Genomic DNA, 18,395 nt, shown 5'->3' on the forward strand with positions numbered 1-18,395 from the left:
GCATGTCTCGCCGATGACCGTGACGCGCCTCAGCTCCGACCGCGACGACCTCGTGACGAGCCCGCCGAACCCGCGCGAGGAAGCCTTCAACATCATCACGCAGCTTGCCGATTTTCGCCTACACCGGCTGTGGCGCGGCGCGGCACTGGTCTTCGAGGGCGGCCATCCGAAGGGCGCGCTTGCGATCACCGACCTGCGCGAGGAATGGCGCTGCCACCACCTTTCGCCCTTCGACAATGTGCGCTTCCAGATCCCGTTCTGGCATGTGCGCGCCTTTGCCGCCGAGATCGGCCGGCCGGACCTGTCGGGCTTCAAATGCCCGCCCGGCACGCTCGATCCGGTGATGCTGGGCCTTGCCCAGGCGCTGCTGCCGGCGCTGGAGCGGCCGCAGCAGGCAAGCCGGCTGTTCCTCGAACAGGTCGGGCTTGCCATCCTCACCCACCTGACGCAGGCCTATGGCGGCGTCTATTTCCCTGCCGAGCGCCGCGGCACGCTGGCGCCCTGGCAGGAGAAACGCGCGCTGGAATTCCTCGCCGCCCGTCTCGACGGCGGCTTTTCCATCGCGGAGCTGGCGGAAAGCTGCGAGCTGTCGCAGAGCTATTTCATCAAGGCCTTCAAGGCGAGTTTCGGCCGCACGCCGGCCCGCTGGCTCACCGAATACCGCGTCGCCTGCGCCAAGGACATGCTGCTGACGGACCTGCCGATCGCCGAGATCGCCATCAGTTGCGGCTTTGCCGACCAGAGCCACCTGACCAAGATCTTCTCCGCCGTCACCGGCGGCACCCCGGCCCGCTTCCGCCGCGACAGCCGCTCCTGAATTTTTCGGATCGGCGCGATGGGCCGCGCGCATGGTTGCGTGCATTTTCAACCTAGAAACCTGGCGGAATCTTCAAAAGACGAACATACCGGACAAGAACGGCGCGGGGCGCGGGGGCATAGTCGGGTCATTCCGGAACCCGCAACCCGCATCCTGCAAAGGGAGACCGTCCATGACCCTGAATGCCACGCCCACCCCCGGCAGCCAGCTCATTTCGCCCAAGGACCACACGCTGATCATGATCGACTTCCAGTCGCAGATGTCCTTTGCGACCAAGTCGATCGACGCCGTCAACCTGCGCAACAACGCCGCCCTCGTCGCCCATGGCGCTAAGGGTTTCGGCGTTTCCACGATCCTCACGACCGTGGCGGAAAAGACCTTTTCCGGCCCGATGTTTACCGAGATCACCGAGGCCTTTCCCGGCCAGGCGCTGCTGGATCGCACCTCGATGAACACTTGGGAGGATGCCGCCGTCATCGCGGAGGTGAACCACATCGGCAAGAAGCGCCTGGTGCTGTGCGGCCTGTGGACCTCCGTCTGCATCGTCGGCCCGTCGCTCTCGGCCCTCGACCAGGGCTTCGAGGTCTATGTCATCGCGGATGCCTGTGGCGACATCTCCACCGAGGCGCATGACCGCGCCATGGACCGCATGGTGCAGGCCGGCGTGCGCCCGATGACCTCGCTGCAATATCTGCTGGAGCTGCAACGCGACTGGGCGCGCGGCGAGACCTACGAGCTGACGACGGGCATCGCCAAGAAATTCGGCGGAGCGTATGGTCTCGGCATCATCTACGCCAAGACCATGTTCGGCGCCTCCGAGGCGCACTGAGCCAAGCGCCTGCCCTACCGCGTTCCGCCTGCCCGCACCGCCTGCGGGCGGGCACTCGATCCATGATGGAGGGAAGCCTGTGATGAAAATCTATCTCCTCTCGCTCGGTGCCGGCCTGCTTGTGGGCGTGATCTACAGCCTCTTGAACGTGCGCTCGCCGGCCCCGCCGGTGGTGGCGCTGATCGGGCTGCTCGGCATTCTCGTCGGCGAACAGATCGTGCCGCTCGCCAAGTCGTTTTGGAACCGTGACCCGGCCGCGCAATCCTGGCTGCAGCATCACGTCAAGCCGCATGTCTTCGGCGAAATGCCGAAGGGCGGAAAACCCTCTGACAGGACACACGCCTGATGCCGACCCGTCGTAAATTCCTCGGCGCGACCGCCGCCGCCCTCACGATGGGCGGCGCCAGCGCGCATGCCCAACAGGAGACCCGTTCGATGACCGCTGATCTCATCCTTCGCAACGGCCGTTTCACCACCCTCGACCGCAGCAATCCGCAGGCGACCGCCGTGGCGATTGCCGACGGCACCTTCCTCGCCGTCGGCGACGAGCGCGAGGTGATGGCGCTGGCCGGGCCGGAAACGCGGGTGATCGACCTCAAGGGCCGCAGCGCCCTGCCCGGCCTTTGCGACAACCACACCCACGTCGTTCGCGGCGGGCTGAACTTCAACATGGAACTGCGCTGGGACGGCGTGCGCTCGCTTGCCGACGCCATGGACATGCTGAAGCGCCAGGTGGCGATCACCCCGCCGCCGCAATGGGTGCGCGTCGTCGGCGGCTTCACCGAGCACCAGTTTGCGGAAAAACGCCTGCCGACCATCGAGGAGATCAACGCCATCGCGCCCGATACGCCGGTCTTCCTGCTGCATCTCTACGACCGCGCGCTGCTCAACGGCGCCGCACTCAGGGCAGTCGGCTACGGCAAGGACACGCCGAACCCGCCGGGCGGCGAGATCACCCGCGATGCCAACGGCAACCCGACCGGCCTGCTTTTGGCCAAGCCGAATGCCGGCATCCTCTATTCGACGCTCGCGAAGGGGCCGAAGCTGCCCTTCGATTATCAGGTCAATTCCACCCGCCATTTCATGCGCGAACTGAACCGGCTCGGCGTCACCTCCGTCATCGATGCCGGCGGCGGTTTCCAGAACTACCCGGACGATTATGCCGTCATCCAGAAGCTTGCCGACGACAACCAGATGACCGTGCGGCTCGCCTACAATCTCTTCACGCAGAAGCCGAAGGAGGAGAAGCAGGATTTCCTCAACTGGACGAAGTCGGTCAAGTACAAGCAGGGCAACGACTATTTCCGCCACAACGGGGCCGGCGAGATGCTGGTCTTCTCCGCCGCCGATTTCGAGGATTTCCGCGAGCCGCGGCCGGACATGCCGCCGGAAATGGAGGGCGATCTCGAAGGCGTGGTGCGCATCCTCGCCGAAAACCGCTGGCCCTGGCGCCTGCACGCCACCTATGACGAGACGATTTCGCGGGCACTCGACGTGTTCGAGAAGGTCAACCGCGATATTCCGCTGCAAGGCCTCAACTGGTTCTTCGACCATGCGGAAACCATTTCCGAACGCTCGATCGACCGCGTGGCGGCCCTTGGCGGCGGCATCGCCGTGCAGCACCGCATGGCCTATCAGGGCGAATATTTCGTCGAGCGCTACGGCAATGCCGCGGCGGAAGCCACGCCCCCCGTCGCGCGCATGCTGGAAAAGGGCATAAAGACCTCCGCCGGCACGGATGCCACCCGCGTCGCCTCCTACAATCCCTGGGTCTCGCTGTCCTGGATGGTGACCGGCAGGACGGTCGGCGGCCTGGCGCTCTATCCGCGCGCCAACTGCCTCGACCGCGAGACTGCACTCAGGATGTGGACGGAAAACGTCACCTGGTTTTCCAACGAGGAGGGCAAAAAGGGCCGCATCGAAAAGGGCCAGTTCGCCGACCTCATCGTGCCCGACAAGGACTTTTTCGCCTGCGCCGAGGACGAGATCTCGTTCCTGACCTCGGAACTCACCATGGTCGGCGGCAAGATCGTTTATGGGGCCGGCGACTTTGCCGCGCTCGACGAAAACCCCGTGCCGCCGGCAATGCCCGACTGGTCGCCGGTGAAGACGTTTGGTGGTTATGCCGCCTGGGGCGAGCCGGAGGGCGCGGGCAAACGCTCGCTGCGGCGCACGGCGATCTCGACCTGCGGCTGCGCCACTTCCTGCGGCGTGCATGGCCACGACCATGCCGGCGCCTGGACGTCGAAACTGCCGATCGGCGATCTCAAGGGCTTTTTTGGCGCGCTCGGCTGCGCCTGCTGGGCGGTATAAGGGAGATAACATGCTGCAAACCATGGAACAGCGCGCGGCAAAGGTCTGCGCGCCCTTCATCATCAGCCATCCGGTGCGGCTTGTCGCCCTGCTCGGGCTCTGCGCCGCCTATATCCAGGGCAGCCTGATGAAGCTCTTCGATTTCAACAGCGCCATTGCCGAGATGGAGCATTTCGGCCTGACGCCCGCCGCCCCCATCGCTGCCGCGGTCATCTTCTTCGAGCTCGCCTGCTCGGCCATGGTGCTGACCGGCTTCTGCCGCTGGATCGGCGCGCTGGCGCTCTCGGCCTTCACGCTGATGGCGACCTTCATCGCGCTGCGCTTCTGGGAAATGACGCCCGGCATGGAGCGCATGATGGCGACCAACGCCTTCTTCGAGCATCTCGGCCTGGCCGGCGCCTTCCTGCTCGTCGCCTGGTATGACCTGCACCGCTGGAAGACGGCACCCCGGGAGGACTGGACCTGATGGCCGCCGACACCGCCCGCCCGCCCGGCGCCTTCGCGCCCCTGCGCCAAAAAGTCTTCGCCGTGCTCTGGGTGGCGACGATCGTCGGCAATATCGGCACCTTCGTGCGCGATGTCGCAAGCTCCTGGCTGGTGACCGACCTTTCCGCCGCCCCGGCCGCCGTCGCCCTCATCCAGGCCGCCTCCACCTTCCCGATCTTCCTGCTGGCGATCCCCGCCGGCGTGCTTTCCGATATCCTCGACCGGCGCAAATTCCTGATCGTCATCCAGCTCATCCTCGCCACCGCCAGCATCTCGCTGCTGACGCTGTCGGCGACCGGCCTGCAATCGATCACCTCGCTCGTCGCCTTCACCTTCATCGGCGGCATCGGCGCGGCGCTGATGGCGCCCACCTGGCAGGCGATCGTGCCGGAACTGGTGACGAAGGCCGACGTGAAGGGCGCTATCGCGCTGAACTCGCTCGGCATCAACATTTCGCGCGCCATCGGCCCGGCCCTCGGCGGCGTGCTGCTCGCAACGTTTGGCGCGGCGGTCACCTATGGCGTGGACGTCATCAGCTATGTCTTCGTCATCGCCGCCCTGCTCTGGTGGCGACGGCCGGCAAACAGCGAGGATGCCCTGTCGGAGCGCTTCTTCGGCGCCTTCCGCGCGGGCCTGCGTTATGCCAAGTCGAGCCGCGAGCTGCATGTCGTGCTCGTGCGCGCCGCCGTGTTCTTCGCCTTTTCCAGCGCGGTGTGGGCGCTGCTGCCGCTCGTCGCGCGCAACCTGCTCGGCGGCACGGCCGGTTTCTATGGCGTGCTTCTCGGCGCGGTGGGTGCCGGTGCCATCGGCGGCGCTTTCCTGATGCCGATGCTGCGCGCGCGTTTCGACGTCGACGGGCTAATGCTGCTCGCCGCCATCGCCGCCGCCCTTGTCATGGCGGGGCTGTCGCTCGCCCCGCCGCAATGGGTGGCGATCCTGCTGCTTCTGCTGCTGGGTGCCGGCTGGATCACCGCGCTCACCACGCTCAACGGCACGGCGCAATCCGTGCTGCCGAACTGGGTGCGCGGCCGCTCGCTTGCCATCTACCTCACCGTGTTCAACGGAGCGATGACGGCCGGCAGCCTCGCCTGGGGCACGATCGCCGAGGCGCTCGGCATTTCCGCGACGCTCCTGGTCGCCGCCGCGGGCCTCCTGGTCGTCGGCCTGGCCTTCCATCGGCTGAAGCTGCCGAAGGGCGAGGCGGACCTCGTTCCCTCCAACCATTGGCCCGAGCCGCTGACCGCAGGCACGGTGGAAAACGACCGCGGCCCCGTGCTGATCACCGTCGAATACCGGGTGGATGCCGCCGACCGCGCGGCCTTCCTTGCCGCACTCGACACCTTCTCCTCCGAACGGCGGCGCGACGGCGCCTATGGCTGGGGCGTGACGGAGGACGCGGCCGACCCGGAGATCTTCCTCGAATGGTTCTTCGTTGAATCCTGGGCCGAACACCTGCGCCAGCACCGCCGCATCTCGAAAGCCGATGCCGACCTGCAAGCGGAGGTGCGCAAATTCCACAAGGGCGACGACCCGCCGACCGTCCGTCACCTGCTCGCCGCCGACCGGCGCTGACAGACGCCAACATCACCCGATCAAAGGAGGAGGTTCATGACCGACTGGAGCACCCTATTGCCCATCACCCGGCGCCAGACGCTGACTGCCGCGGCCCTTACCGGGGCGGCCACGCTGCTGCCCCGCCTCGCCTTTTCTGAGACCCAACCCGAAGGAGCAGAGACCATGAGCACCATCACGACGAAGGACGGAACCCGGATTTTCTACAAGGACTGGGGCACGGGCCAGCCGATCCTGTTTTCCCATGGCTGGCCGCTTTCGGCGGATGCCTGGGATGCGCAGCTGCTGTTCTTCGGCCAGAACGGCTTTCGTGTCATCGCCCATGACCGGCGCGGCCATGGCCGGTCCGATCAGCCCTGGGACGGCAACACGATGGACCAATATGCCGACGACCTCGCCGAGCTCATCGAAAAGCTCGACCTCAAGGATCTCGTCATGATCGGTCATTCCACCGGCGGCGGCGAAGTCGCGCATTATATCGGCCGCCACGGTACGGCGCGCGTCGCCAAGGTGGTGCTGGTCGGCGCGGTGCCGCCCCTGATGCTGAAGACCGAGGCCAACCCGGAAGGCACGCAGCTCGAAGTCTTCGACGGCATCCGCCAGGGCACCGCGACCAACCGCTCGCAGTTCTTCAAGGACCTCACCCTCCCCTTCTACGGCTTCAACCGCGAGGGCGCCAAGATCAACGAGGGTTTCCGCGAGAGCTTCTGGCTGCAGGGCATGGCGGGCTCCATCAAGGGCCACTATGACTGCGTGCACGAATTCTCCGAGGTCGACTACACCGAAGACCTCAAGAAGATCGACCGCCCGACCCTGATCATCCACGGCGACGACGACCAGATCGTGCCCATCGCGGCGTCCGCGGAGAAGTCGGCGAAGATCGTGAAGGATGCGCAGCTGCTCGTTTACAAGGGCGGTGCGCATGGGCTGGCGGAAGTCCAGGCGGAAAAGTTCAATGCCGATGTGCTGGCGTTCGTGAAGGGTTGAAGGGGTTGGGGTGCCGCCAAGGCACCCCCCTCTGCCCTGCCGGGCATCTCTCCCTCAAGGTGGGAGATCGGCAAGAGCCGGGAACGGCACTCAAACTGCACCGTCAAAGATGCGCTAAACGTTGCCCCATCCAATCTCCCCCTTGGGGGGAGATGGCCGGCAGGCCAGAGGGGGGATGCAACGGCCACTCCAGAGCGACGCGGATTCCGCTTCAGCCCCGCCCCCGCCACTCCCGATACCACTCCACGAACGCCGCAATCCCCTCCTCCAGCCCCACGCTCGGCGTAAACCCGGTGAGGCTGTGCAAGAGATCGGTGGAGGCGAAGGTGCGGGGGACGTCGCCTTGTTGCATGGGCATGTAGTTGCGCGTAGCGGGGCGGCCGAGGGCTTTTTCGATCGTTTCGATGAAGGCCATCAGTTCTACCGGGTGGCCGCCGCCGATATTGACGACGCGGAAGGGCGCCTGCGCCGAGAGCGTATCGAAGAGGCCGGGCGTGGTGACGCGGCTTTCCTCCAATGGCACGACGTTGGCAAGGCGGACGATCGCCTCGACGAGGTCGTCGATATAGGTGAAGTCGCGGCTCATATTGCCCTGGCCGTAGACGTCGATTGCGCGGTCGCTGAGGATCGCGTCGGCGAACTTGATCGGCGCCATGTCCGGCCGGCCCCAGGGGCCGTAGACCGTGAAGAAGCGGAAGGCCGTGGTCGGCACCTGGTAGAGATGGGCGTAGGAATGCGCCATGAGTTCCATGGATTTCTTCGAGGCCGCATAGAGCGTCATCGGCTCGTCGGCACGGTCACCCTCGGCAAAGGGGATTTTTTCGTTGGCGCCGTAGATCGAGGAGGTCGAGGCGAGCAGCAGGTGGCGCGGCTGAAGCGCCTTGGCGAGTTCCAGCACGTTCCACGAACCGACGAGGTTGGAATTCACGTATGCGCCGGGGTTTTCCAGGCTGTAGCGCACGCCCGCCTGCGCGGCGAGGTGGATGATCACGTCCGGCCTTTCTAGTGCGGCGGCCGCCTCCAGCGCCGAGCGGTCCTCCAGCATGCCCGTCACCTGGCGGAAGCCGTCGCGGGGGGCAAGCAGCGCGAGACGCGCCTCCTTCAGGCGCACGTCGTAATAGGGCGTCATGCCGTCGAAGCCCGTCACCGAATGGCCGTCGTCGAGTAGGCGCCGCGCGAGGTGGAACCCGATGAAACCCGCGGTGCCCGTGACGAGGAAATGCGTCATTGCGCCGCCTCGGCGATCGGCACGACCATGGGCGACGTGCCGCGGCCGATGCCGACATAGGCGATGCCGTGGCGCTTCACCTCATCCGGCTTGTAGACATTGCGGAGATCGACGACGAGCGGCCTGCCCATGATGGTCCTCAGCCGCTGGAAATCCAGCGCGCGGAACTGGTTCCATTCGGTCACGATGACCAGCGCGTCCGCACCTTCGGCAATGTCATAGGGCGAGGTGCCGTAGGTGATGTTATCGAGCATGGCGCGGGACGCCTCCATGCCTTCCGGATCATAGGCGAAAACCTTCGCGCCGCCGTCCTGCAGGGCCTGGATGATCGAGATCGACGGCGCGTCGCGCATGTCGTCGGTCTCCGGCTTGAAGGTGAGGCCGAGCACGGCGATCTTCTTGCCGCGCACGTCGCCGTTCAGCGCCGAAATCACCTTGCGGGCCATGGCGCGCTTGCGCGTGTCGTTGATGGCGATGGTCGTTTCGATGAGGCGCACGGGGCTGTCATTGTCCTGCGCGGTCTTCACCAGCGCCAGTGCGTCCTTCGGGAAACACGAGCCGCCATAACCGGGGCCGGCATGCAGGAATTTTCCGCCGATGCGCCCGTCGAGCCCGATGCCGCGGGAAATCTCCTGCACGTCCGCGCCGACCTTTTCGCAGAGGTCGGCGATCTCGTTGATGAAGGTGATCTTCATCGCGAGGAAGGCGTTGGCGGCATATTTGGTGAGTTCGGAGGTGCGCCGGCTGGTGAAGAGCAGCGGCGACTGGTTGAGGTAAAGCGGCCGGTAGACCTCGGTCATCACGTCGCGGGCGCGCTCGTCCTCGATGCCGACGACGATACGGTCCGGCCGCTTGAAATCGCTGATCGCGGCACCCTCGCGCAAAAATTCCGGGTTGGAGACGACGGCGACATCCGCGTCGGGCCGGGTTTCGCGCATGATGCGCTCCACCTCATCGCCGGTGCCGACGGGCACGGTCGACTTGGTGACGACCACGGTGAAACCCTTGACCGACTGGGCGATTTCGCGCGCGGCGGCATAGACATAGGAGAGGTCCGCATGGCCATCGCCGCGGCGCGACGGCGTGCCGACGGCGATGAAGACGACATCGGCATCGCCGACCGGGCCGGCAAATTCCGTGGTGAAGGAGAGCCGCCCTGCCCGGACGTTTTCGGCCACCAGTGCGTCGAGCCCCGGCTCGAAGATCGGGATCTCGCCGCGGTTCAGCGCCGCAATCTTCGCTTCCGCCTTGTCGATGCACACGACGGTATGGCCGAAATCCGCAAAACAGGCGCCGGATACCAGCCCCACATAACCGGAACCAATCATCGCGATCTTCATGCTGGTCTTCTCCAAACGGGACTCTGTGGCGGCTGTGCTACCCGCCGATCGTCACAGATAGAATACAATAGGTCGGGTCAACCCCGATACACCGTGAATAGAGCAGTTGATGTGACGCATAGCAGGGTATGCTTTCGAGTGCCGAATCAGAAAAGGCCTTAAGCATGCGGCTTTCATTAGACATCCCTGAAGGGGAAAAGCAAAAAACGTTTATTGAACACCTCAATTCGTGTCTTCGGCGAGAAATAGATGGTTATAGTGGCCAAGCGTACTATAAAAATGGAAATATATTTAATGTTATAACGGGATCGTGTAAGAGTGAAGGTGATTCAATTCGCCCATTTGAGATTAAATTTATGAGAGATAAGCATGGTATTCTGAGGTATGCGGAATTTAAGGACGATTCCATATCGTTTTTTTTAAATAAAGTTTTGGTTAGTGCGTTTTCGGATAGGAGAACGAAATTCCTCTCTAGAGATAAATACTTTTATATCGGACCGTCATTTGAGGGGGAGTATTGGATTGATGGAATTAGAGTTGCTCCCCTCATCCCAAAAGAAGAGCAACCTTTTGAAATTACAGAGAGGGTAATTGCGTTTGATAGTAATGTATTCGCAATTGATCAAATTGATGCTTTCGAAGTCGCACGAGAGAGGTCGGCCAAATTTGCGGCACGACTTTCGTTGCTACTGGATATTGGCCTCTATAGGGAGGACCATTCCAAGCGGTGGGTGGTGCCAGAATGGGAACCGGATGGCTTGGCCAAACCATCTGTTCGGCTCCACTTAGGCTTTCATATAAATGAGCCACCGCCGATTGAAATGCCCGGAAAAGGGCAGATTTGCCAAGCTGGCAGATGGCTAGGGAATTTGGCGTCGCAACAAAGAAATGCTACCGAATTCATTACTTTTCCGAAAGATATCAGAAAAGTACTAAAATATTTTTCGAACACTGACTTGCGTTCTGCACAAGCATTTGATGGAGCGGCTAGGCTTTATCAAATTGAGCTTGGTGTTGGGGCGTGGCTATCCTACGGTCAGCTTAGCTTATAGGGCCGCTGCTGTAGATGCAGCCAGTTTGGGAAGTGAGTTCCCTGGAAAATTTAAAAATTTTATGCTGCACTATGGCGGGAATGACCAAAAATCAATCTACGCTATAAAATATTTATATGAAAAAATTAGAAATTGTCATTTCCATGCGGGCCTCTTTGAAAGAGGAGAATACTCAAAAGAGAACTTTCTCGGTCCTTATATTGACAAGAATTTATTTGCGAATTCTCCGTTAGGATCATTTTGCATGAATATCACAAGAAAAGCGATAATAAATTGGGTAATCGAGAAGACTAAAGAATCGTAGTTTAAATTCTTCTTTTCTGTGTAGTTTTGCAATTTTAGCGCGTTTTGCACCCGCTTATTTGAAGTGGCCCTACCAGGACTTCCAAGCCAACAGCAGCCCGCCATCCCCCGCCTCCGCCCTCCTGCACGCCGCCTCCACCTCCGAGAACGGCGCCCCCCGCGGCAGTTCGGCGGCGACGATGGCCGCATCCGCCAGCGTCAGCGAGCCGCCGCGGGCGATGACGGTGAAGAGGAGCGGGCCGGTCGACCACCAGGCGGGGGCGTCCGGCATGGCTTCGATGGCTCTGGGCAGGGCGTCGTTGAGCCGGAGGATGATCGGGTGATGCGCGGGGGCGGCGAGGAAGGAGTTGGCGAGGAGCAGGCTGCCGCGGCCGGTCTGGCGCGGCACCGCCTCGGCCATGGCGATGAGGCCGGTCATCGGCAGGATATCGTGGAAGCCGATATCGCTGCGGGCCGGATACCAGTCGCAATCGAGATAGATGCCGCCTTCCTGCTCCAGGAGCAGGTAGCGCGCGACATCCACCGCGCCCGGATAATCGCCCTGTTCCAGCATCGCGCGGAAGGCGGCGTTTTCGAAGACGCCGGCGGTTTCGAGGTCCTTTTCGCGCCAGAGGAAATGGCCGTAGCCATGCGTCTTGGCATGGCGCGCCCAGGCCTCGGTCGAGGGCGGAATGGGGCCGTCGCCGATCCACACCTGGTGGATGATCGGCGGGATCGACGTGCGGTTGGCCTCGGCGATCGCGCGGCGCTCGGTGGAGGTGAAGGCGGCGAAGGGCGCGAGTACCGCCGGATCGGGCACGAGATGATACTGGTAGCCGATGCGTTTCAGCGGGTCGCGCTCGGCCTTGGCGAGCTTCAGGAAGGCCGAATGCAGGCGCCGCGGCAGGCCGAGCGCAGTCTCGGGCCCGAGCGCGGAACGCTCCGGATCCTGCGCCACGGCCTCCAGCACCGCGCGCGCCGCGTCAAAAGCGCCGGCATCGCGCTCAGCGGCGGCTTTTTCGAGTTCCGCGTTCAATCGTTGCTTGGCTGACATCAATCTGTCCTAAGGAGGCGCCGGTGCACGGCAATATGGACTGTCATATTCGGTCCGCGCCCGAGCAACGACAACCCCAAACCTGCCGTAAAGTAAGGCGTGGACAGAAAAAAATGCGCGCGCTAGTGTCAAGGCGGGGAACAAGAAAAAGCCGCATGGATAAATATCCGACAGGCGAGAAAGCGCATATGGATTCGAATGGGATCGGCCGGCCGCGAGACCTGCTGCGGATTGAAGGCCTGCACGTCTCCTTCGCGCTGATGGGCGCAAGGATCACGGCCGTCAGGGGCGCGAGCCTCAGGGTGTTACCCGGCAAGGTGACGGCCCTGGTGGGGGAATCCGGCTCCGGCAAGTCCGTCATCAGCCTGGCGGCGATGGGCCTGCAGGCGCCGAGCGCCCGGGTTTCCGGCAAGATCCTGTTCGACGATCCGCTCTCCGACAAAGGCCCCATCGACATCCTGTCCCTGCCGCATGACGGCCAGAAGATCCGCTCGATCCGTGGCGGGCGCATGGGCATGATCTTCCAGGAGCCGATGACCTCCTTTTCGCCGCTGCACACGATCGGCGACCAGATCAGCGAGACGCTGCGCATCCATACCGGCCTGACGGGTGCCGAAATGCGCGAGCGCTGCGAGGACATGCTGTCGCGCGTCGGCTTCCACAATCCGCGCAAGGTCTACGACATGTATTCCTTCGAATTGTCGGGCGGCATGCGCCAGCGCGCGATGATCGCGATGGCGCTGGTCTGCGGCCCGGCGCTCTTGATCGCCGACGAGCCGACGACCGCGCTCGACGTGACCATCCAGGCGCAGATCCTGAAACTGCTCAAGGACCTGCAATTGCAGATGGACATGGCCGTGCTGCTCGTCACGCACGATCTCGGCGTCGTCGCCAACATCGCCGACGAGGTGGTGGTGATCTACCAGGGCGAGATCATGGAGGCCGGGCCGGTCGAGACGATCTTCCACCGCCCCGCCCATCCCTATCTCAAGGGCCTGATGGCGGCGATCCCGCATTTCGGCATGCAGCGCGGCGACCGGCTGAAGCCGCTGCGCGAGATCGAGGTCAACCAGGAAAGCCTGCTGTCGAAGAAATACCAGGCGCGCACCGGGCCGGACATCATCCTGTCGGTGCGTGATCTTTCAAAAACCTTCGCGATCCGCAAGGACAACTGGCAGATGCCGGGCAAGGCGAAGGAAAAGGCGCGGCCCGCCGTCGACGGCGTCAGCTTCGATATCCGGCGCGGCGAGTGCCTCGGCCTGGTCGGCGAAAGCGGCTGCGGCAAGACCACGGTCAGCAAGATTTTGATGCGCGCCATCGAGCCGGACACCGGCTCCGTGCTGTTCGACGACGGCCGCGGGCCGATCGACGTGCTGAAGGCCAAGGGCGCGGAATTGCAGGCGCTGCGCACCCGCATGCAGATGGTCTTCCAGGACCCGCTCTCCTCGCTCTCGCCGCGCATGACGATCGGCGAGATCCTGCGCGAACCGCTCGACATCCACGATTACGGCGACGTCGCCAAGCGCAAGATGGCGATCAAGGCGCTGATCCGCGCCATCGGCCTCGACGAGGCCTCGCTGAAACGCTACCCGCACAGCTTTTCCGGCGGCCAGCGCCAGCGCATCGGCATCGCCCGCGCGCTCGCGCTTGGGCCGAGCATGATCATCTGCGACGAGCCGGTTTCCGCCCTCGACGTTTCCGTGCAGGCGCAGATCCTCAACCTCCTGAAGGACCTCCAGAAGGACCTCGGCCTCACCTACCTGTTCATCTCGCACAATCTGGCGGTCGTCGACTACATGGCCGACCGCGTCGCCGTGATGTGGGCCGGGCGCATCGTCGAGATCGCGCCGCGCGAGATCATCATGACGGCACCGGTGCACCCCTATACGAGGGCGCTGCTCGACGCGGTTCCCTTCCCCGATCTCGAACGCCCGTTGAATTTCGAGACGGCGGGCAAGACCAGCGCCGTGTCGCGCGAAAGCTGGGCGCGCGCCTTCCGCGATGACGACGATGGCGGCGACGGCATGGCGCCGGCCGATCTCGGCGGCGGCCATTTCGTGCTGGCGCGCCGAAATGCCGATGTACGGGAACTGTCATCGTGATCACGCGCCGCGCCACACTCGGCCTCTTGGCTGCCGCCTTCCTCCCCGGTCTCGCCCGGGCGGGCGGTGGAGAATCCAAGTATCTGAAGGAGAAGGTCGAGGCCGGCGAATTGCCGCCCGTCGCCGAGCGCCTGCCGAAGGTGCCGCGTGTCGTCAACACGGCGGCGCTTGGCGGGGAGCCGGGCGTGCAGGGCGGCAGCGTGCGCATGCTGATCGGCGGCCAGCGCGACGTGCGCCTGATGCCGATCAACAGCTATTCGCGCCTCGTCGGCTATGACCGCGACCTGAAGCTCCAGGCCGATATCCTCGAAAGCTACACGGTGGAGGAAGAGCGCATCTTCACCTTCCGCCTGCGCGAGGGCCACAAATGGTCGAGCGGCGATCCCTTCACGGCGGAGGATTTCCGCTATTGCTGGGAAGACGTCATTCTCAACCGCGAGCTCTTGAAGGGCGGCCCGCCGACGGACCTTCTTGTCGAGGGCAAGCCGCCGATCTTTTCGGTGATCGACGACGTGACCGTGCGCTACACCTGGGAAAAGCCGATCCCGGATTTCCTGCCCAAGCTCGCCTCGCCCATCCCGCTGGTGCTGGCGCTGCCCGCGGCCTACATGCGGCAGTTCCACAAGAAGTTCCAGGCCGCCGACGTGCTGGAAAAGCACATCATAAAGCAGCGCGTCGATGACTGGCGCGGCCTGCACATCAAGATGTCGCGCCAGACCCGGCCGGAAAATCCCGACCTGCCGACGCTCGAAGCCTGGCGCCCGCGCACCGCGCCGCCGGCCGAACAGTTCATCTTCGAGCGCAACCCCTTCTTCCACCGGGTGGACGAGAACGGCACGCAATTGCCCTATGTCGACAAGGTGGTGATGAACGTTTCCTCGCCCGACCTTATCTCCGCCAAGACGGCGACCGGGGAGAGCGACCTTCAGGTCGCCAATCTCGACTTCGCCGACTATACGCTGCTGAAGAATGCCGAGACGATCTATCCGATCAACGTGCTCTTGTGGAAGCGCACCCTCGGCTCGCGCGTGGCGCTGGTCCCCAATCTCAACTGCGGCGACGAGGGCTGGCGCAAGGTGCTGCGCGACGTGCGCGTGCGCCGCGCCATGTCGCTGGCGCTGAACCGCACGGAAATCAACAAGGCGGTGTTCTACGGCCTCGGCCAGGAAAGCGCCAACACGGTGCTGCCGGAAAGCCCGCTGTTCAAGCCGGAATATGCCAAGGCCTGGGCGGCCTTCGACCCCGACCAGGCCAATCGCCTGCTCGACGAGGCCGGCCTCGACAAGCGCGACGACGAGGGCCTGCGCCTGCTGCCGGATGGCCGCTCTGCCCATATCGTGGTGGAAAGTGCCGGCGAAAGCACGCTGGAGACGGACGTGCTGGAGCTGATCACCGACCATTTCCGCCTGGTCGGCCTCGGGCTTTTCGTGCGCACCTCGCAACGTGATATCTTCCGCAGCCGCGCCATCGGCGGCGAGATCGTGATGTCCGTCTGGTACGGGCTCGACAATGGCGTGCCGACGCCGGAAATGTCGCCGCTCGAACTCGCGCCGACCGCCGACGACCAGCTCCAGTGGCCGGTCTGGGGCATGTATTACGCGACCGTCAAGACCAAGGGCGAGCCGCCCGACATGCCCGAGGTGCAATATCTCGTCGACAAGCTCACCGCCTGGGAGATGACGACGACCGAGGCGGAGCGCGAGACGATCTGGCACGACATGCTGAAACACCATGCCGAACAGGTCTTCACCATCGGCACGGTCAACGGCATTTCCCAGCCGATCGTGCGCTCGCGCCGCCTGCGCAACATCCCCGCCAAGGCCCTCTGCGGCTTCCAACCCACCGCCTTCCTCGGCGTCTACATGCCGGATACGTTCTGGTATGAGGAGAGTGCGTGATGGGGCAAATGATCTTACATGAACGTCCACCGGCCGGTCGGCTGCCCCTCATCCGCCTGCCGGCACCTTCTCCCCGTGAACGGGGAGAAGGGAATTGCGGCATGGTAGCGGCTCAAGCAAACATTTGGCAGGACAGCGCCACCTCCTCCTTCTCCCCGTTTACGGGGAAAAGGTGCCGGCAGGCGGATGAGGGGCAATCTCCGCGTCGCCACGAAAGGCCCACCCGATGATCCGCTATATCCTCGGGCGCATCGCCGTCATGGTGCCGACCCTGCTTCTCATCTCGATGCTGGTCTTCGTCATCATCGAGCTGCCGCCGGGCGATTATTTCGAGAGCTACATTTCTGAACTGCGCGCCATGGGCGAGGCGACCGACATGGCGGAGATCGAGGAGCTGCGCGAGCGCTACGGCTTCGACAAGCCGCCGGTGCTGCGCTACGTGCACTGGGTCGGCGGCATGCTGATCGGCGATTTCGGCTATTCCTTCGAATATCGCCTGCCGGTGTCCGACGTGGTGGGCGACCGGCTGTGGCTGACGGTGCTGGTCTCCTTCGTGACGATCATCTTCACCTGGCTGATCGCCTTCCCGATCGGCATCTATTCCGCCACCCACCAGTATAGCTGGGGCGATTACGGCCTGACCTTCGCCGGCCTCATCGGCATCGCCGTGCCGAACTTCATGCTGGCGCTCGTCGTGATGTATTTCGCCAATATCTGGTTCGGCGTGTCGATCGGCGGCCTGATGGACCGCGAATATATGGGGGCGGCGATGAGCTGGGAGAAATTCCGCTCCATCCTGTCGCATATCTGGATCCCGGTCATCATCATCGGCACGGCGGGCACGGCCGGCATGGTGCGGCGCCTGCGCGCCAACCTGCTCGACGAGCTCAACAAGCAATATGTCGTGACCGCCCGCTCCAAGGGCCTGCATCCGATGCGGGTTCTCTTGAAATATCCGCTGCGCATGTCGCTCAACTTCTTCATCTCCGACATCGGCTCGATCCTGCCCTCGATCATTTCCGGCGCGGAGGTCACGGCCATCGTGCTGTCGCTCGAAACGACCGGCCCCATGCTGATCAAGGCGCTCCAGACCCAGGACATGTATCTTGCCGGCTCCTTCCTGATGTTCCTCGCATTCCTGACGGTCGTCGGCGTGCTGGTGTCCGATATCGCGCTCGCGATCCTCGACCCGCGCATCCGGCTTGGCGGAGGCAGCCGCAAGTGAAGACGCCGCTTCCCGAACCCGGCGCGCCGCTTGGCCATTACGTCTCCGACGCGCCCTTCGACCCCTATGCCGCCGAGCGTAAGGTCGAGGAGCTGAAGACGATCGCCCAGGCCTCGCAGTTCCAGCTCATGTGGTGGCAGTTCCGCCGCCACAGGATGGCGCTTGCCTCCGGCATCTTCCTCATCGCCGTCTACCTGATGATCGCGATCAGCGAGTTCCTGTCGCCCTACAATCTGCACACCCGCAACATCGACTTCATCTATTCGCCGCCGCAGACGCTGCGCTTCATGCACGAGGGCTCGTTCGTCGGGCCGTTCGTCTACGGCCAGACGATGAGGCTCGACATGGACACGCTGCAGCGCGTCTATACCGACGACAGGACCGACGTGCAGAAGCTGCGCTTCTTCTGCCGCGGCGACAGCTACAAGTTCTGGGGGCTGTTCCAGTCGGATGTGCACCTCGTCTGCCCGGCCAAGGACGGCGAGTTCTTCTTCCTCGGCACGGACCGGCTCGGGCGGGACATGCTGTCGCGCATCCTCTATGGGGCGCGCATCTCGCTCACCATCGGCGCGCTCGGCGTCATGATGAGCTTCGTGCTCGGCATCGTCATCGGCGGTCTTGCCGGCTATCACGGCGGCATTTTCGACCTCATCGTGCAGCGTGTCATCGAGGTGTTGCAATCGATCCCCAGCATTCCGCTGTGGATGGCGCTCGCCGCGATCATTCCGGTCACCTGGAGCCCTATTCTCGTCTATGTCGGCATTACCATCATCCTCGGCATGCTGGACTGGACCGGACTTGCGCGCGCCGTGCGCTCGAAACTTCTTGCCTTGCGCGAGGAAGATTATGTATTGGCGGCCCAGGTCATGGGCGCCGGCAGCGCCCGCATCATCCGCCGCCATCTCGTGCCCGGCTTCATGTCCCATCTGATTGCCAGCGCAACGCTGACCATTCCGGGCATGATCCTCGGCGAGACGGCATTGAGTTTTCTCGGGCTGGGCCTTCGGCCGCCCATCACAAGCTGGGGCATTCTTCTGACAGAGGCTCGCAGCATCAACATCATCGCCCTTTATCCGTGGCTGCTTTTTCCGGTAGTACCTGTCGTTTTGGTCATTCTTGCTTTCAATTTCCTCGGCGATGGACTGCGCGATGCGGCTGACCCCTACAAGTGAGATCGTTGGGACGACCAATGCACAAGAGCAGCTTTTCG

15 protein-coding genes are annotated in these 18,395 nt (G+C 63.5%); 12 read left to right on the top strand and 3 right to left on the bottom strand.

Features of this window, described 5'->3' with window-relative positions; translation table 11 throughout:
• The first annotated feature begins 13 nt into the window (after window positions 1–13).
• The 7 genes from AC1RWL_RS29190 (at window position 14) to AC1RWL_RS29220 (ending at window position 7,004) form a co-directional block, all read left to right on the top strand.
• Window positions 14–817 (top strand): helix-turn-helix domain-containing protein, encoded by an 804-nt coding sequence (locus AC1RWL_RS29190; RefSeq protein WP_435268228.1) that lies wholly within the window; start codon window positions 14–16, stop codon window positions 815–817.
• 178 nt (window positions 818–995) lie between these two features.
• Window positions 996–1,646: a hydrolase gene (locus AC1RWL_RS29195; RefSeq protein WP_493096992.1), complete on the top strand. Its 651-nt coding sequence runs from the start codon at window positions 996–998 to the stop codon at window positions 1,644–1,646.
• Between the two features lie 82 nt (window positions 1,647–1,728).
• Window positions 1,729–1,992: a XapX domain-containing protein gene (locus AC1RWL_RS29200; RefSeq protein WP_439629346.1), complete on the top strand. Its 264-nt coding sequence runs from the start codon at window positions 1,729–1,731 to the stop codon at window positions 1,990–1,992.
• An 89-nt stretch (window positions 1,993–2,081) separates the two neighbouring features.
• On the top strand, window positions 2,082–3,959 hold the full coding sequence (locus tag AC1RWL_RS29205) for an amidohydrolase (RefSeq protein ID WP_493096991.1): 1,878 nt from the start codon (window positions 2,082–2,084) through the stop codon (window positions 3,957–3,959).
• 22 nt (window positions 3,960–3,981) lie between these two features.
• Window positions 3,982–4,425, top strand: a complete 444-nt coding sequence (locus AC1RWL_RS29210) for a DoxX family protein (RefSeq protein ID WP_256119362.1) — start codon at window positions 3,982–3,984, stop codon at window positions 4,423–4,425.
• The gene (locus AC1RWL_RS29215; RefSeq protein WP_493096946.1) at window positions 4,425–6,017 is read left to right on the top strand and encodes an MFS transporter; all 1,593 of its coding nucleotides are present in this window, start codon (window positions 4,425–4,427) and stop codon (window positions 6,015–6,017) included. Before AC1RWL_RS29210 ends, AC1RWL_RS29215 begins: the two co-directional genes overlap by 1 nt.
• 165 nt (window positions 6,018–6,182) lie before the next feature.
• Window positions 6,183–7,004 carry an alpha/beta fold hydrolase gene (locus tag AC1RWL_RS29220; protein WP_493096990.1) on the top strand — a complete coding sequence of 274 codons (822 nt, stop codon included), beginning with the start codon at window positions 6,183–6,185 and terminating at the stop codon, window positions 7,002–7,004.
• A gap of 211 nt (window positions 7,005–7,215) precedes the next feature.
• Here the strand turns inward: AC1RWL_RS29220 and AC1RWL_RS29225 are convergent, their stop codons facing one another.
• Window positions 7,216–8,232: an NAD-dependent epimerase gene (locus AC1RWL_RS29225; RefSeq protein WP_493096945.1), complete on the bottom strand. Its 1,017-nt coding sequence runs from the start codon at window positions 8,230–8,232 to the stop codon at window positions 7,216–7,218.
• Window positions 8,229–9,572: a UDP-glucose dehydrogenase family protein gene (locus tag AC1RWL_RS29230; protein WP_493096944.1), complete on the bottom strand. Its 1,344-nt coding sequence runs from the start codon at window positions 9,570–9,572 to the stop codon at window positions 8,229–8,231. The genes AC1RWL_RS29225 and AC1RWL_RS29230 overlap by 4 nt, the downstream gene beginning before the upstream one ends.
• A 128-nt stretch (window positions 9,573–9,700) precedes the next feature.
• Here AC1RWL_RS29230 and AC1RWL_RS29235 point away from each other — a divergent pair, with 128 nt between their 5' ends.
• Window positions 9,701–10,624, top strand: a complete 924-nt coding sequence (locus AC1RWL_RS29235; protein ID WP_493096943.1) for a hypothetical protein — start codon at window positions 9,701–9,703, stop codon at window positions 10,622–10,624.
• A 373-nt stretch (window positions 10,625–10,997) separates the two neighbouring features.
• On the opposite strand, the gene AC1RWL_RS29240 is transcribed toward AC1RWL_RS29235, so the two are convergent.
• A complete protein-coding gene (locus tag AC1RWL_RS29240) occupies window positions 10,998–11,960 on the bottom strand; it encodes a glycosyltransferase family 32 protein (protein WP_493096942.1) in 963 nt (320 codons plus the stop codon).
• 188 nt (window positions 11,961–12,148) lie between these two features.
• On the opposite strand from AC1RWL_RS29240, the gene AC1RWL_RS29245 reads away from it, so the two are divergent.
• The 4 genes from AC1RWL_RS29245 to AC1RWL_RS29260 all read left to right on the top strand — a co-directional run bounded on the left by AC1RWL_RS29245 (window position 12,149) and on the right by AC1RWL_RS29260 (window position 18,357).
• A complete protein-coding gene (locus AC1RWL_RS29245) occupies window positions 12,149–14,062 on the top strand; it encodes a dipeptide ABC transporter ATP-binding protein (protein ID WP_439629316.1) in 1,914 nt (637 codons plus the stop codon).
• Window positions 14,059–15,960 (top strand): ABC transporter substrate-binding protein, encoded by a 1,902-nt coding sequence (locus AC1RWL_RS29250; RefSeq protein ID WP_493096941.1) that lies wholly within the window; start codon window positions 14,059–14,061, stop codon window positions 15,958–15,960. Before AC1RWL_RS29245 ends, AC1RWL_RS29250 begins: the two co-directional genes overlap by 4 nt.
• 226 nt (window positions 15,961–16,186) lie before the next feature.
• Window positions 16,187–17,185, top strand: coding sequence for an ABC transporter permease (locus tag AC1RWL_RS29255; RefSeq protein ID WP_439629312.1), 999 nt, complete (start codon window positions 16,187–16,189; stop codon window positions 17,183–17,185).
• Window positions 17,182–18,357, top strand: a complete 1,176-nt coding sequence (locus tag AC1RWL_RS29260; protein WP_493096940.1) for an ABC transporter permease — start codon at window positions 17,182–17,184, stop codon at window positions 18,355–18,357. Before AC1RWL_RS29255 ends, AC1RWL_RS29260 begins: the two co-directional genes overlap by 4 nt.
• Window positions 18,358–18,395: the final 38 nt, after the last annotated feature.

Source organism: Shinella sp. GW821-FHT10F02 (assembly GCF_058809275.1).